Annotated in this window: 12 protein-coding genes; 9 read left to right on the forward strand and 3 right to left on the reverse strand. The window is 50.4% G+C overall.

What is annotated here, in order from left to right:
• Positions 1–10 precede the first annotated feature (10 nt).
• A complete protein-coding gene (gene ftsZ, locus JHL22_RS12250; protein WP_200237907.1) occupies positions 11–1,204 on the forward strand; it encodes a cell division protein FtsZ in 1,194 nt (397 codons plus the stop codon).
• 198 nt (positions 1,205–1,402) lie between these two features.
• Positions 1,403–2,326 (forward strand): UDP-3-O-acyl-N-acetylglucosamine deacetylase, encoded by a 924-nt coding sequence (lpxC, locus tag JHL22_RS12255; RefSeq protein WP_200237910.1) that lies wholly within the window; start codon positions 1,403–1,405, stop codon positions 2,324–2,326.
• On the opposite strand, the gene JHL22_RS12260 is transcribed toward lpxC, so the two are convergent.
• Positions 2,323–2,826, reverse strand: a complete 504-nt coding sequence (locus tag JHL22_RS12260; RefSeq protein ID WP_200237913.1) for a DciA family protein — start codon at positions 2,824–2,826, stop codon at positions 2,323–2,325. The two genes, lpxC and JHL22_RS12260, sit on opposite strands and share 4 nt — an antisense overlap.
• 105 nt (positions 2,827–2,931) lie before the next feature.
• Between JHL22_RS12260 and JHL22_RS12265 the strand changes: the two genes are divergently transcribed.
• Positions 2,932–3,936: a M23 family metallopeptidase gene (locus JHL22_RS12265; protein ID WP_200237916.1), complete on the forward strand. Its 1,005-nt coding sequence runs from the start codon at positions 2,932–2,934 to the stop codon at positions 3,934–3,936.
• 94 nt (positions 3,937–4,030) lie between these two features.
• Entirely contained in the window at positions 4,031–6,778 is a 2,748-nt protein-coding gene (gene secA / locus JHL22_RS12270; RefSeq protein WP_200237918.1) for a preprotein translocase subunit SecA, read from the forward strand.
• Positions 6,779–6,908: 130 nt separating this feature from the next.
• Here secA and mgtE read toward each other — a convergent pair whose 3' ends face one another.
• Together mgtE and JHL22_RS12280 are read right to left on the reverse strand one after the other, a co-directional pair.
• Positions 6,909–8,396 carry a magnesium transporter gene (mgtE, locus tag JHL22_RS12275; RefSeq protein WP_234041270.1) on the reverse strand — a complete coding sequence of 496 codons (1,488 nt, stop codon included), beginning with the start codon at positions 8,394–8,396 and terminating at the stop codon, positions 6,909–6,911.
• Positions 8,393–9,268 carry an inositol monophosphatase family protein gene (locus tag JHL22_RS12280; protein WP_200237923.1) on the reverse strand — a complete coding sequence of 292 codons (876 nt, stop codon included), beginning with the start codon at positions 9,266–9,268 and terminating at the stop codon, positions 8,393–8,395. Before JHL22_RS12280 ends, mgtE begins: the two co-directional genes overlap by 4 nt.
• A gap of 245 nt (positions 9,269–9,513) precedes the next feature.
• Here JHL22_RS12280 and mnmC1 point away from each other — a divergent pair, with 245 nt between their 5' ends.
• From mnmC1 to JHL22_RS12305, 5 genes are all read left to right on the forward strand, one after another.
• A complete protein-coding gene (gene mnmC1, locus JHL22_RS12285; RefSeq protein WP_200237926.1) occupies positions 9,514–11,265 on the forward strand; it encodes an FAD-dependent 5-carboxymethylaminomethyl-2-thiouridine(34) oxidoreductase MnmC1 in 1,752 nt (583 codons plus the stop codon).
• A 176-nt stretch (positions 11,266–11,441) separates the two neighbouring features.
• Positions 11,442–13,634, forward strand: coding sequence for a glycoside hydrolase family 31 protein (locus JHL22_RS12290; RefSeq protein WP_329610668.1), 2,193 nt, complete (start codon positions 11,442–11,444; stop codon positions 13,632–13,634).
• A gap of 1 nt (position 13,635) precedes the next feature.
• A complete protein-coding gene (locus JHL22_RS12295; protein WP_200237928.1) occupies positions 13,636–14,511 on the forward strand; it encodes a polysaccharide deacetylase family protein in 876 nt (291 codons plus the stop codon).
• A 127-nt stretch (positions 14,512–14,638) separates the two neighbouring features.
• Positions 14,639–15,706 (forward strand): methionine ABC transporter ATP-binding protein, encoded by a 1,068-nt coding sequence (locus JHL22_RS12300; RefSeq protein ID WP_200237931.1) that lies wholly within the window; start codon positions 14,639–14,641, stop codon positions 15,704–15,706.
• Positions 15,687–16,340, forward strand: coding sequence for a methionine ABC transporter permease (locus JHL22_RS12305; RefSeq protein ID WP_200237933.1), 654 nt, complete (start codon positions 15,687–15,689; stop codon positions 16,338–16,340). The genes JHL22_RS12300 and JHL22_RS12305 overlap by 20 nt, the downstream gene beginning before the upstream one ends.
• Positions 16,341–16,356: the final 16 nt, after the last annotated feature.

Raw genomic sequence — 16,356 nt, forward strand, 5'->3', positions numbered from 1 at the left:
GTTGGATATCATGGATTTGGGTTTTCAAATATTAGATGACAGTAATAATAGCGGCACCGTTATCAAGGTTATTGGTGTAGGCGGGGCCGGGGGCAATGCCGTACGGCACATGATGCGTTCAGGAATCAAGGGTGTAGATTTCATCTGCGCCAACACGGATATCCAGGCGCTTAATGCGACCGAGGCACCCGTGCAAATTCGTCTGGGCAATTCCGGTTTAGGTGCGGGTGCCAAACCAGAACAAGGTCGTGCGGCGGCCGAACTTGCCCGTGAAGAAATCAGGGCTGCCTTAAATGGTGCAAATATGGTGTTTATCACGGCCGGTATGGGGGGGGGTACCGGGACCGGTGCCGGTCCTGTCGTTGCTGAAGTGGCCAAAGAGCTGGGTATTCTTACCGTTGGCGTGGTAACCAAGCCTTTTTCTTTTGAAGGTACCCGTCGCATGAAGTCGGCAGAAGAAGGGATTGTCGAGCTCGCCAAGCACGTGCACTCCCTGATTGTGGTTTTAAACGAAAAGCTTTATGAGTTGATGGGTGAAGATGCGACCCAGGATGACTGCTTCAAGGAAGCTGATAACGTCTTGTACAATGCTTGCGCAGGTATTGCGGAAATCATTAACGTTCATGGCGATATTAACGTCGACTTCGAAGACGTGAAAACAGTGATGGGCGAATACGGTCAGGCCATGATGGGTACAGCGGTTGCCAGTGGACAGGATCGCGCCCGTTTGGCTGCTGAACAGGCAATTGCCTGCCCGCTCCTTGAGGGTGTTGACCTGAATGGTGCGCGCGGTATCCTGGTTAATGTCACTGCCAGCCGTTCCCTGAAAATGACGGAAACCAAGCTGATCAATGAAATTATCAGCAGCTATGCTTCCAAAGACGCTCATTTCATTTTTGGTAGTGCCTTTGATGAATCCATGGGTGATGATTTGCGTGTTACCGTGGTAGCCACAGGCTTGGGACGCAAACAGCCTGAATTGGTGCATAATGTGACTCAGAATGTACGTACCGGCACTGATGACCTGGTGCTGAACCTGAATGCGGGCGATAGTCAGCCTGAAGCATTTAATCTGGATACACCACCGGTATTTCGTAATCCCCGTGCCCGTAGCCAAGCGGCTTCCGACCAGGTAAGGGCGCTGGAAACCTCGGGTATGGAGCGTTACGATATTCCCGCCTTTTTACGTAAACAGGCAGATTAATAAAAAAATCAGTACCAACTCCTGCCGGAAATCAGTCTCATGGTTTCCGGCAATTAAAAGAAACGGTTTCCCCAAGCCGTTTCTTTTTTGTCTTTAATTGAAACACTTTTTAGTCAAATCAATAACTTGGCACCCCGTTTCAAGGTAAAATGGCTGTTTATAAAAGGCAAATTTTGGCCTTGTTGCGACATTACACTTATGCTCAGACAAAGAACGATTCAGAATTTAGTTAAAACCACGGGTGTCGGCGTTCACTCCGGAGAACGTGTGGAAATTGTCCTGCGTCCTGCAGAGGCAAATACCGGTATTGTTTTCCATCGTATTGATACCCCCGAAGTTGTTGACTTTCCCGCCCTGGCAGACAAAGTAGGCGATACCCGCATGGCTTCGGTCTTGCAAAATGGCCATGTCCGTATCTCTACCGTAGAACATTTAATGTCTGCCCTGGCCGGTTTGGGTATCGATAACATTCACATAGACCTGAATGCCGAAGAAGTGCCCATTATGGATGGCAGCGCGGGTACTTTCGTTTATTTGCTGCGCTCTGCGGGTATCGTTGAACAAAATGCGCCCAAACGTTTTCTTAAAGTATTGAAAACAGTGGAAGTTAGCGAAGGCGAGGGTGAAAATGCCAAATGGGCCCGTCTTGAGCCTTATGAAGGTTTTTCCCTGGCGTTTTCAATTAATTTCCAGCATCCGGCCATCGACTCAACCGCCAGTTTTGCCGAAGTAGACTTCGCTCGCGACTCTTACACTAAAGAAATCGCCCGCGCCCGTACATTTGGTTTTGCCAGCGATGTGGAAGCCATGCGTTCCATGGGCCTGGCCCGTGGTGGTAGCCTTGATAACGCCATTGTGATGGATGATTACCGTATTCTTAATAGCGATGGCCTGCGTTACGATGACGAATTCGTCAAGCATAAAATCCTTGATGCCATTGGTGACCTTTATCTGATTGGCAAGCCTTTGTTGGCCCGATACGTGGCGTGTAAATCGGGGCATGGCCTTAATAACAAGCTGTGCCGCGCTTTGCTGGCCCAGGAAGATGCCTGGGAAATTGTTACTTATGATTCACAGGCCGCTGCCGCCGATGCGGTTGGCCGTGATTGGCGTTTGGCTTAAGTTTTTCTTCGTTCCAAAATCCGGGCAATGGCATCGGAAAGTTCACCCTTAGGCAAGGTTTTATGCAATTTATCAAAGGCATCCACGGCAGATTGGTTTAAAATGGCTTTGTTTTCAGTATGAACCTGGGCCGGTGGTTCGGGTTTGTACAGGTTTGCCTGTATCCTGATGCGTACTTCATTCACATTCAAGCCCCGATTCATCAGGAGCTGGCTGATTCTTGGTGTAAGTTGACGTATCTTGGCCGCGTAAGCGGCACTGGGTACGGCAATAACCAGGGTTCCGTTATCAAACTTCAGGATTTTACATGCTTGCGTTACTGGATCATGTAAACTGTCCAGAATTGTATTTTGTATGTCCAGGTAATAGCTGGCCGTTTTAAGGATGTTTGCCTTTTGTTCATCATCCCTGAGCCAGCCAAGGGCAGTCTTTTCCTCATTGCTTTGTTGGCTATGGGTAGTATGGTTTTTGTTTTTATAATATTTGCGAAACAGGGACATAGACAGTAGATAGGTAAAATGTTTAGAAAGCGTAAAAAAGATCTTTTTATATCAGAAAGTTCATACAAACACAGGCAGTCCAGCAAGAAAATCTGGGCATTCAGTATGTCAGTAATGGTCTTGGGTATCGCGGTAGCCGGTGGTGCAATGCTAGAGCGATATTGGGGCGTTCAATCCCTTCACCAGGAAAATAATAGCCATTTGGCGGTTAATACGCAACCTTCTGCCCGCGATGAAGCACTTATTCGTAATAGTGTAAACTTCATGGCCACACAGGTGGGGGAATTGCGAGCGCGGGTTGAAAGTCTTGAAAAATTGGGTACCCGGGTTGCCGGTACCGCGGGCTTGCTCAAGTCTCCCGAGGCGGCAGCCATCTTGCCAGCGGCAAAACAGTCGGATGAATCTTTTTCCTTCGAAGATGACCTGATTACCAATGACACGATTATGTCAGCCGAAGAAATCGGGCGTGAGCTGGATATGCTCAAACAACAAATTTCCATGCAAAATGACGGTTTCAGAACCATGGAGTTGCTGCTGAGTACGCGTAACGCCGATCGCAATCGCATCCCTTCGGCGATACCGGTCTCCATGTCGGCAGCCCGTATTTCATCTGCGTATGGCTGGCGCCGTCATCCTGTCAGTAAAAAATATCATTTGCATTCAGGGACTGATTTTGCCGCGCCCACCGGCACGCCCATTTATGCTTCATCGGCCGGCATTGTTCTAGAGGCTGGCTATAATGGGGCCTACGGAAACTCAATTGATATTGATCATGGCAATGGTGTGGTAACCCGATACGCACACGCTTCCAAGCTGCTGGTCAAAAAAGGTGATCTGGTTTCCAAAAAGCAAATTATTGGCCGTGTTGGTTCTACAGGACGTTCAACCGGCGCACATTTGCATTTCGAGGTCCGTGTCAATGGCAGCCCGGTTGACCCGCTCATGTTCCTGAAACAAGCCTCTACACCAACAACGGCAGTTGCCGGGAATTCATTGCTTGAAACCGTCAGTAAAGCAGGTGCGGCAGTTATTGGGGCAAAGCTGGGTTCGGGCGGAAAAGCTGGAGCCAGTTTACCTTCAGGCGTTACAACTGGAAGCGGTATGCGTTAAACTACTGGCTTCGAGTAAAAAATTTGACTAACCACATTGGACCGGTTTGGCGGGTAGCCCCTGCGAAAATCCAAGCTTATATTGTAAAATAAGAATGATTTCTATACTTAAAAAACTAGTTGGCAGCCGTAATGACCGCATACTTAAACAGTATCGCAAAATAGTGTCAAAAATCAATGCGCTGGAGAAAACAATATCAGCGCTTTCCGATCAAGAGCTTGCCGCTAAAACCCCCGAGTTTCGTGCCCGTCTGGAAAAGGGCGAAAGCCTTAATGACCTGCTTCCCGAAGCCTTTGCGGTTACCCGCGAAGCGTCCCGTCGGGTATTGGGCATGCGTCACTTTGATGTCCAGCTGTTGGGCGGTATTGCCTTGCATAACGGAAAGATTGCGGAAATGCGTACCGGAGAAGGTAAAACTCTCATGAGTACCTTGCCCGTTTACCTGAATGCCTTAAGTGGCAAGGGTGTGCACGTAGTCACCGTCAACGACTATCTGGCCCGCCGCGATGCGCAATTAAATGCCCGTCTTTACAATTTTCTGGGTCTAAGCGTAGGGGTGGTGGTTCCCCAGCAGGACAACCAGGAAAAAATTGATGCCTACCGTGCCGATATTACTTACGGTACCAATAATGAATATGGCTTCGATTACCTGCGTGACAATATGGAGTACCGCAGCGAGGATCGCCGTCAGCGTGGGCTCAATTACGCAATTGTTGACGAAGTCGACTCTATCCTGATTGACGAGGCCCGTACGCCACTGATCATTTCAGGCCAGGCCGAAGACAATACCGAATTATATATTCGCATGAATGGTATTCCTGCCTTGCTGACTCGCATGAAAGAAGAGCCCAAGCCGCAGGAACCCGAGCCCGAAGGCGATTTCTGGGTAGATGAAAAATCCCAGCAAATTTACTTGTCTGAAGCCGGTCATGAAAAATCCGAGAAGATTTTGCGCGAGCAGGGCATTCTGCCCGAGGGCGAGTCTTTGTATGATCCACGTAATATCACCTTAATGCACCACTTGATGGTGGCCTTGCGGGCCCATAACCTGTTCTTCAAAGACCAGCATTATGTGGTGCAAAACAACGAGGTGGTGATTGTCGATGAATTCACCGGCCGCTTTATGGCCGGTCGCCGCTGGTCAGACGGCTTGCATCAGGCGGTTGAAGCCAAGGAAGGGGTGCAAATCCAGAATGAAAACCAGACGCTGGCTTCCATTACCTTCCAGAATTATTTCCGCATGTATGAAAAACTGGGGGGAATGACCGGTACGGCAGATACCGAGGCATACGAATTTCAGGAAATTTACAGTCTTGAAACCGTCATTATTCCTACCAACGTGCCCATGATCCGGATCGACCAGAACGACCAGATCTTCAAAAATGACCAGGAAAAATTCGCTGCTATCATCAAGGATATCCGCGATTGTTACGAACGTGCCCAACCTGTTCTGGTGGGTACCACCAGCATCGAAAACTCGGAGCTTTTGTCTGAGCTACTGAAAAAAGAAAAACTGCCCCATGAAGTGCTTAATGCCAAACAGCATGCACGCGAGGCGGAAATTGTTGCCGAAGCAGGTAAACCCGGCCACATTACGATTGCCACCAATATGGCCGGTCGTGGTACCGACATCGTGCTGGGCGGCAGTATAGAAAAAGCCATTAACCTGGTTCGTGCCGATGATTCTCTGGCAGCAGAACAGAAAGAAGCGGAAACCGCTAAAATCCGGGAAGCATGGAAACCGGTTAATGAGCAGGTCAAGGCGGCGGGTGGATTGCGTATTATCGGTACCGAGCGCCACGAATCACGCCGGATCGACAACCAGCTGCGTGGCCGTGCCGGACGTCAGGGAGATCCGGGTTCTTCCCGCTTTTATCTTTCCCTTGATGATTCACTCATGCGTATTTTTGCGGGTGAACGTGTCCGTGCCATCATGGAGCGCCTGGGTACCGATGGCGAGCCTATCGAGGCCAAAATGGTGTCCCGCTCTATCGAGTCGGCGCAACGCAAGGTGGAAAGCCGCAACTTTGATATTCGCAAGCAACTGCTTCAGTATGATGACGTCTCCAATGACCAGCGCAAGGTATTGTATGGCCAGCGTAACGAGGTTCTTGAAGAGGCATCCATTTCAGAAATGGTTACCGAATTGCGCAATGCCGCGGTTAATGACCTGGTGCGAACCTATGTGCCTGAAAACTCCATGGAAGAACAGTGGGATATTCCTGCCTTGGAAACCTCGCTTGCTGCCGAGTTGCAAATAGAAGTGCCGTTAACGGCCATGATTCAGGCTGATGACAGTCTTGGTGAAGAGGAAATTCATGATGCTATTCAGGAAGCGGCCAAGAATGCTTATGAGGCCAAGGTGGAGCAGGTAGGGCAGGAACAATGGTCCTCGTTTGAACGCTCTATCCTGTTGCAAACCATCGACACACACTGGCGTGAGCATCTGGCCTCACTGGATCACCTGCGCCAGGGTATTCATTTGCGCGGATATGCACAAAAAGACCCCAAACAGGAATATAAAAAAGAAGCCTTTGAACTGTTTGCCGGCATGCTTGAGCGCATTCGCAATGACACGATCAAGGTGTTAATGACTGTTCAGGTCCGCTCTCCTGAGCAGGTTCAGGAAGCCGGAGCAGAAGCGGCCAAATCTCATGTGCAGAATGTAACGCTCCATCATTCGGACTTTGACGAAGCCTTGGGTATTGAAGTGAATGAAAAAGGTGATGTTTCTGCCGGTGGAATTACAGTCCGGAACATGATGGCCAATGTCGGGCGCAACGATCCATGTCCATGTGGTAGTGGTAAAAAATACAAACACTGCCATGGTCAACTGAAATAAAAGCCCTCTTTGGTAAGGCATGAGCCGGGGGCGCCCGGCTTGTGTTCTTTGGATCGTAGAAAATGACTGAATACCGAACTCAATGGTATTCAGTCATTTTTTGTTTGTGGCCATCAGGCCGGGGAAGATGTTAAAGCAGAAAGATACTGGCCAGCCCCAGGAAGATGAAAAAACCCAGAGAGTCGGTGACAAAAGTGAGCAATACCGAAGAACCAATGGCGGGATCTTTGCCAAACTTGTCGCGGAAAATTGGGATCAGGACACCCAGCATGGCACCAATCAGCATATTGCACAGCATGGCGGTGGCCATGACCAAGGCAATTTTGAATGAGCCTGAAATAGCCCAGGAAAAACCGGCAGCTACGATGGTGCCAATGAAACCGACTAAAATAGTCACAATAAATTCCCGTTTCAGCAGGGAAGTAAAGTTCTTTGAGGTAATGCGTCCAACCGCCAGGGCCCGGATGACCATGGTCATTGTCTGGTTACCCGAGTTGCCACCAATACCTGCCACAATAGACATCAGGAAAGCCAAAATAACGATATGGCTGACCGTGCCTTCAAATTGTGAGGCAATGACCGCGGCGGTGGAGGCTGTACATAAATTGATCAACAGCCAGGGGGAACGGTTTTTGATGGCTTTGACGACCGGCGCAAAAATATCTTCTTCATGAAGGCCGGCACGGGATAAATCCTGTTCTTGTGAATCTTCACGAATCACATCCACCATATCAGCAATGGTTACCCGGCCAATCAGGCGGTTTTGCCGGTTGACAACCGGTGCGGAAACCAGGTCATAACGCTCGAAAGCCGACGCGGCATCGGTATCGTCATCGTTGGGTTTGAGGGAAAGATAGTCGGTTTTCATGACATCTTTCACGTTAGTGTCCGGGTCATTGACCAGTAGTTGGGATATGCTTAATACGCCCTGAAGGCGATCCTGGCGATCCACCACAAAAATCTGGTCAGTATGGTCTGGCAGTTCTTCAAGGCGCCTGAGGTAACGCAAGACGACCTCAAGGCTGACATCTTCACGTACACGTACCATCTCGAAGTCCATGATGGCACCCACGGTACCTTCAGGGTAACCCATGGCTTCAAGTAATTGCGCCCGCTCTTCGTTGGTAAGGCCTTTTTGGACTTCGGCAACAATATCGGCGGGCAGGTCGGGCGCCAGATCGGCCAGCTCATCGGCGTCAAGATCTTCGGTGGCGGCCAGAAGATCTTCGCGATTCATGGATGAAATCAGGTCTTCACGAACCCAGTCATCAACCTCGAGAAGAATATCGCCATCATATTTGGCATTCACCAGGCTCCAGATCAGGCGGCGCTGCTCTGAGGGTAATGATTCAAGAATAAAGGCAATGTCGGCCGGATGCAGCTGGTTAAGCGTGTGTTCCAGCTCAACCTCATGTTGCCGCCTTAATAATCCTTCAACAATGTCGGCTTGTTCGTCTCCTTCCTCTTGCCTGCGTACAAGGTTTTCTACCAGGGCATGCTTTTTCAGTAAGTCCTGTATCCTTTCCAGTGCCAGTTGTGCATCTTCGGTATCCAGTCTTCTGGGAATCGTGACCATAACGGCTTCGGGTGCCTCGATTTCTTTGACTTTATTGTTCATATTGATTCATTTTTTATGGTGGGAGCAGTCAGGTGTGGCCTAAGCATTGCCATGAGTTCAGGAAATACCTGTGAGTTGGCGGCGGCAATATAACCTTTTATAGGCCAGGGATCAATACCGTACATATCTTCGGCTTGCCCACCTGCTTCACGCACCAGCAAGGTGCCTGCAGCAACATCCCAGGGCGCCAGGCCCATTTCCCAGTAAGCATCAAAACGGCCGCAGGCAATCCAGGCCAGGTCAAGGGCGGCCGCGCCCAGGCGACGGATACCGCGAGTCGTTTGAAGAGCGGCATCAAACGTGGGCATGTATTGATTGGCAAAAGAAAAATCCCGAAACGGAACCCCTGTGCCAAGAAGGGAGTCGGCCAGGGATTGTGAGGCGGAGCAGTAAATCCGCTCGCCATTAAGTCGTGAGCCTTCCTGATAAATGGCGGTGAACAGTTCTTCTCTGCAAGGGTCATAAATAACCGAGACGACCGGTGTGTCTTGGGTCAGGGGTGGTGTGTCGGGCTGCAGTTGGGTGCCCGCATGGGCAATTAAGCCCAGTGATACGGCATAATGGGGGATCCCGTGCAGGAAATTCGTGGTGCCATCCAGCGGATCAATATACCAGGTGGCGGTGCCAGTGGGCTTACCACCGGTTTCTTCAGCCACAATGCCAAATTCGGGGGTAAGGGTTGACAGGTGCGCCAGAATGGCGGCTTCGGCTTCGCGGTCTGCCTGGGAAACCAGGTCATTGCGCGATTTATGGTCGATGACCAGATCTGATCTGTTATGGGCGTATGCCTGTAAAATTGCTGCTGCGGCATGTGCTGCGGTAATGCCTGCTTCCAATGCTCTGGTAAAATCCAAATAGTTTTTTGTTAACATCGTAATTCGCCCATTCAGTCCTTATAAACAGGAATTATACACAGGAGTGATGCCACGGTCGCCGGCTCCTGAACCTTAAATTTTGATTTGCCCGAACACTTTCCTTCATGTCCTCTACCAATCCTGCTTTATGTCCCGCCAACCTTGTCGCCCAAGAGAGTGGCTTTAGTTTGCCTTGTACAGATAATCCCGTTTCGGCCATCACAGAAAGCTTTTGCGAGCTTGATGCATGGTATTCAAGTTTCGTGTCATCTTGTTTGCAATGGCAGGGCAAGGCACGCCATACCATTGCCCTGAATGGCACGCGTTTTGCCATGCATCTGCTCTTGTTGCGCAAATACTGGCAAGAAGATCCATTACGCTGCAAACGTTTGCATCTGATTGTGTTTGAAGAGCGGCCGCTTTCCCGTGAAGATTTTGTAAAAATGGGCGCGCGTCTTTTTCCCGGGCATTTCCAGGCGCAAGTCAATGAGCTGGCCAGTCACTGGCCTTGCGTATTACCGGGCATGCATCGCATTGACCTGGAAGGGGGCAATATTACCATCACGCTGGCGTATGGCGAAAAACGGCGGATGCTGAAAAATATTCATGCCTCTATGGATACCTATATTCTGGCTGACAGTTGTGGCCCTGCCGTACTGGCGCAAGAAAATTACAGTGACTGGTTGCGTTATGCCTCACCACAAGTTTATGTGATAAGTCGTGTCCAGGATGAGGGGCTCTTGAGGCAGGCCCTGAAAACCGAAGGTTTGGTAACAGGAGAAGCCAGCGTGAGCCAAGATGGAAAGCATCTGGCCTTGCAGGCGCGCTCTGGCAGGCCAATGCCGGTTTATAGGGCGGACCAGGACAGAACTGCATTGGTGATCGGGGGCGGTCTGGCCGGCTCTGGGGTGGCGCATGCCTTGGCCCTGCGTGGCTGGCAGGTTAGGGTCTTCGATCCGTCTTTTGCGCATGGGCAGTCGGCAGGGCAGCAGGGGCATATTGCCGCTGCCCTGACACCGATGATATCAATTGATGATAATTTTCGGTCGCGCTTAAGTCGAGCCGGTACGTTACGGGCGCATAGTCGCTGGCGTGATTTCCCGCCAGCGGCTATCCCCGCCCGATGCGGTACCCTTGAGTTAAGCCGAAATAAAGGCCATGCCAAGGATTTGACCGAAGCCGTCAAGGCCATGCAATTTCCCCGGGAATGGGTGCGCCATGTTAAACTTGCCGAGGCTTCGGAATTGGCCGGTACGCCCATAGACCGGGAAGGGGCTTATTTTTCTGCCGGCATGCTGGTTAATCCGGAAGGTCTGATTCAGACTTTGCTGGCCAATAAGGGCATTGAGTGCATGGCTGCCCGGGTGGCATTTTTATTGCGTAATGAGCAAACCCGGCAATGGGAACTGTTGGGCGCAGATGGCAATGTACTGGCGTGCGGGCATACGGTTGTGGTGGCCTGTGGTTTGCAAACCCTTCCTGTCATGCAAGAAAGCGGCCTGATGCAGCAAACCCGTCGTTCCGGTGAGGTGGTGCCGGCCATTCCCAAACTGCATTCCCTTCATCCCATGGGGGGGGAAGTCATGCATGTACCGGCTGGGCTTGTTAATGGGGGACCCCGTTGCATTATTGGTGGCGAGGGTTATTTTTTACCAGCGGTCAACAACTTATGTGTCATGGGCAGTACTTATATGCATAATCAATTAATGCCATGTACCAGTAAAGCAGGCCAGGAAACCATTTTGTCGAAAATGCCGGTCACCCTTTGTGCAAATCTTAAAAAGGCCGTTCAGGATAATGAGATAAGCGGGTGGGCAGGTATGCGGGCTGTGTTGCAGGGGCGTTTGCCGGTTGTCGGGCAGCTTGATCATGCTGAGGGCGTTTGGATTGCTGCGGCCTATGCCTCCCATGGACTAACATGGTCGAGTTTGGCTGGAGATGTGATTGGTGCCCGGCTTGAAGGAGAACCGGTACCGCTGGAGCGAGATTTGCTAAAAGCGATTTCTCCGCGTTAATTTTGCAATATTCTTTGTATTTGCAGATTTAAACGGGAAATAAGCCATATTTAGCAGGAATTTTCAGCTAAATCCTTGTTTCGATTTTAATTTTGGTGTAAATGAGTCAAAATAATATATTTTATAGTGTGACCGTTTTGGCGCCACACTAAGCGCAATACTTAAAAAGAACTTACGTGATCCAGCTTGATAATCTAGAATTTGTATCCGCACATTCAGCACATGCCGTTTTTGAAATAGATTCGGGCCTGAGCCTTCGTATAGAGGCACACGCTCCGGGCGTATTTCGTTTGCGGTGTGGTCCAGCATCCAAACTGGACGATGAAAAACTGAATGCGCGCGCCAGGGCCCGTCAGGAGTTACTATTGGCCAGGCCCGAGGCTATCGGTGAAATGAGCACCGAGTCTGTTTTGCAAGAAAGTGCCTGGCGTTTTGTCCAAGGGGACATTACGCTGGAAATGCATGCCCGACCATTCCGGCTGGCCCTGTTTCGCAATGAACAGCTTTTATTAAGTACAGACAGCCAGTTTGCCAGTCCTTTTGTGGCCGAGATCAGCAATGGTCTGCCCGAAAGCTGGGGACTTATGCTGGGTCTGCCTGACAAGGCACCGGTGTATGGCTTGGGTGAAACCCTTGGCGATTTCAACCGTCGCGGTCAGGAAATTGTTTCCGATTTGCCCGGTTTCAATTATTTGCCTTTGGCCTGGAACCCTCAAGGTTGGGGTATTTACGTAAACTCCCTGAACCGTGTCTTGCATGCTCCCGGTACACCCGATGAACCGGATACCTACCAGTTGTTTGTTGAAGACAGTGTATTTGACCTGTTTTTATTTGCCAGTGAGCCGGCCGAAATATTTAATCAATATTCCGCGCTTGCCGGTCGTGCCGGGCAACCCCCGCTATGGGCCATGGGCACCTGGTTAATCCAGCAAACGGGCCAAGACTTCAACGAAGTTGGCGAGTTGGCGAAAGCACTGCGTGATCAGGATATTCCGCTCGATACCCTAAGGCTTGACAACCCGTCCCTAATCCAGTTTCAACAGGACAAGCAGGCCCTTGAATGGGATGTTTCACGCCTTGAAGACGCAAGACGCTATTTTGCCCAACTGACCGAAGACCAATGGTATGCCTGTGTAACGACTTTCCCGGGCGTGCTGACTAATACGCGCCTGTTTGCAGACCTGGAAGATCGTGGCTGGCTGCTTTGCAATGATGAAGGGTTGGCACAGGTATTTGACGGGGTTCCGGCTACAGGTGGACAGTCTTTTGGCTTGCTTGATTTAACCTATAAAGACGCGTTCCTTTTTTGGCAAGAGCGCCATGCGCAACTTATTGAAGAAGGTGCTAGCGCGATTGAATGCAAGTTGCCCATAGCGCTGCCCGACTCAGTCAGTGCCCGTAACGGAGAGTCCGGTCCGCTGTTGCGCACGCTCTACCCATTATTGCTGAAAAACGCCCTGTTTGAAGCCGTTTCACGTAACAAGATACCTGCAGAAGGGGTGGTGTTAAGTGACAGTCTTGGCCTGGGGTCGCAGCGTACGCCCTGGAAGCAGTTGGAGTGCCCCGGCAATGACTGGGATGCCCTGCACCAGATATTACGCAGTGCCCTGTCGGTTCAGGCCAGTGGCATCGTGACGCAGGTGCATGAGATAGGTAATCCGCACATGCTGTCTGGTCCTGTCGATCCTGAATGGTATTTGCGTTGTTTGGGGCTGTCGGTTTTCTCTGCCGGGTTTGCCTTGCATGCAAATCCAGCCTTGTTGCCCACCGCTTTCAATGAAGACACCCAGTCGCAAATCAAAACCCTGTTCGAGTTGCGTTACCGCCTTATTCCTTATGTGCTTGGCATCATAGAAGACTCGGTCAGAACCGGCCTGCCGGTACAGCGCATGATGTCTCTGGCTTTCCCAAACGATACGAAGGCGCAAGAATACGATACCCAATTCATGTTTGGGCCGGCATTATTGGTGGCACCCGTACTGGAACCCGGTGGGAACGTTGTGGTTTACTTGCCCGAAGGCGAGGCCTGGTGGGACTTGAATACCGGCTGGCGCTATGAGGGTGGTCAACCTATCAGCCTTGACTGTGCACTTGATTCCGTACCTGTCTTTGGACGTGAAGGGCATATGCTGTGTCTTGGCCCGGTGCTTAAACATTTGGGCGAGTTCAATACGGCGCGCATACTGGATGAGGTCTGGATGTTTGGCATGCCATTACATAACCCTGTTGTGATGCGCAATAAAATCCGTGTCATGCAAATGCAAGGGTCCAGTTATATCAAAGGGCTTGAAGGGTTGCGTATTTTGCAGTCTGAAGGGCTTGAGGTAAAGCGTCGCGGTGCCGAGGTACGCATCTCCCGGGAGCGCTAAGATGGCGGAGAAAAATGCCCGCTCTGTGCCGGTCCTGATGTATCACCATATTACGCCGTCTTCGGGACAAATCACTACCAGCCCCCAAAACTTTGAATCGCAAATGGCGGCCCTGGCGGCCAATGGCTACACAAGTCTGACTGCAGGCCAGTTTGCCGGCTATCTTCAGGGCGAAACAGTACCCGAAAAATCGGTGCTAATCACCTTTGATGATGGCTATCTGGATAATTACGTTTATGCCCATCCGGTTTTGCAAAAATATGGCATGAATGCGGTCATGTTTCTGGTGACTGATTGGGCCGGGCAGGGCGAGCTCCGGCCCGTTGACGGATCAGGTAAGCCTTTACCCGCCTGTCCTTCACATCATGAATGCAAAGAAATTGTTGCGGCAGGCAAAGCCAATGATATTGCGGTTCGCTGGTCTGAGGTGCAGGCCATGGAAGCCGCAGGTACTTTTGAAATTCATTGCCATACCCATACCCATACCCGTTGGGATTTGAACTTTGACAGGGCTGGAAAGTGTGCAGGTATTGCCAATGATTTACAACAATCAAAAGCGGCTCTGTTGCAGGAATTAAATAAAAATAGCCCGCATTTGTGTTGGCCACAGGGGTATTTTGATGATGACTATATCCAGGCTGCCCAGGCATTGGGCTTTAGCATTTTTTATACCACCGATGCCTATGGATTTAATGTGGCGGGTGGCAACCCGCAATATATTTACCGGATTGCGGTTAGAAACAAACCTGGTGCATGGTTAATACATAGAATCGGCATTGCCAAAAATCCGTATTGGGGCCCCTTGTACAATCGCTGGAAAAAATTTCGCAAACAACGGCGCAGAGCCAGGGAAATCAGGCGGGCTAACACGGCATAAGCATTGTTTTTCACATTGCTTGGCTTAAAATTATTTAAGAAAAGTAAGCTCCATATTTCCAAAAGAAATATGGAGCTTACTATAATTTTGTTTGCTGAAACTGGCAAGCAGATCACAATATCACATCATGATTCACATTAAAGATTTAAGAAAAACATACAAAACGCCCAAAGGGATTTTTGAAGCCATCAAAAAAATAGACCTGAAGATAGAGCAGGGTGAAATTTTTGGCATTATTGGCCCCAGTGGAGCCGGTAAAAGCACGTTGGTGCAATGTATCAACTTATTGGAAAAGCCTGACTCCGGTTCTATTACCCTTAATGGCCAGGTGTTAACCGGTCTGTCGGAAATCGAGTTGCGTGCGCAACGACGTCGAATCGGTATGGTCTTTCAAAGCTTCAATATATTGTCCCGGCGCACGGTGTTCAATAATGTGGCCTTGCCGCTTGAAATTGCCGGCGTCAAGAAGGAAGTCATCAAAAGCAGGGTAGATGAACTGTTGAATCTGGTGGGGCTGTCTCATTTAAGCGACCGCTACCCAGCGCAGATTAGTGGGGGACAAAAGCAACGGGTAGGCATTGCCCGTGCGCTGGCCTGCCAGCCTGATGTTTTATTAAGTGATGAGGCGACCTCTGCCCTGGACCCTGAAACAACGGCCAATATCCTGGACTTGCTGCGCGACATCAACCGCAAGACAGGGATTACCATTGTCATGATTACGCACCAGATGGAAGTGGTCAAGCAAATTTGTGACCGGGTGGCGGTGTTAAGCCATGGGGCCGTGGTGGAGGTGGGTGCGACTGCCGATATCTTTGCCAACCCCCAACATGATGTGACTCGGGCTATGGTGTCTGCAGCAACAGAATCCACCTTGTCTGAAGACTCGCAGGAGATTCTGGTGGAACGCCTGAAAAAGTGGGTTCAGGAAAATCCCGGGCAGGATGCCGCCATTTGGGAATTGCATTTGCATGACTCCCGGGTGTCTGATGGACTGTTTGCAGGCAAGGCCAATGATTATGGTGTCAGGCTTTCCTTGTTGCAGGCCAAAGTAGAAGACATCAAAGGGGTTGCCGTAGGCAAATTATATGTACAGGTGCAGGGTAGTGCGCAAGCTATCCTGAATGCACAGCAGGCTTTAAGTAATGAGGCCGGTGTTCAAATACAAGAGGTGGCATATGAATCCGCAAATGGTTAATTTATTAATTGATGCGACCTTTGAAACCCTGCTCATGGTTGGGGTTTCAGGGCTGGCGGCACTCTTTCTGGGGGTGCCGCTGGGTGTCGCCCTGATCGTGACCGATAAAGGCGGTCTGTGGCAGAACCTGGCGGTAAACCGTGTTCTGGGGGCGGTTATCAATGCAACCCGCTCGGTACCCTTTATTATTTTGATGGTGGCGATTATTCCGTTTACCCGCTTTATTGCCGGTACTTCTATTGGCACCACCGCGGCGATTGTTCCCTTGGCTATCGCGGCTATTCCATTTATGGCCCGGGTTGCTGAAACCGCCATGCGTGAGGTTGACCGTGGCCTGATTACCGCTGCCAAGGCGATGGGCGCCTCACCCATGCAAATTATTGTCAAGGTGCTGCTGCCCGAGGCGTTGCCTGGACTTATTTCCGCCATGGTGATTACCCTGGTTAGCCTGATTGGTTATTCGGCCATGGCGGGTGCCATTGGCGGAGGGGGCTTGGGTGATTTGGGTATCCGTTATGGTTATCAGCGTTTCTTGCCTGAAGTTATGCTGATTGTGGTAGTAGTATTAATTGTTATGGTCCAGTTGATTCAAAGTGTGGGTGACTGGATTTCCCGACGTTTGTCACATAAATAATTCCGAAGGATTCTCA

Origin of the sequence: Advenella mandrilli, assembly GCF_016595155.1 — a bacterium.
Taxonomy (GTDB): Bacteria; Pseudomonadota; Gammaproteobacteria; order Burkholderiales; family Burkholderiaceae_B; genus Advenella; species Advenella mandrilli.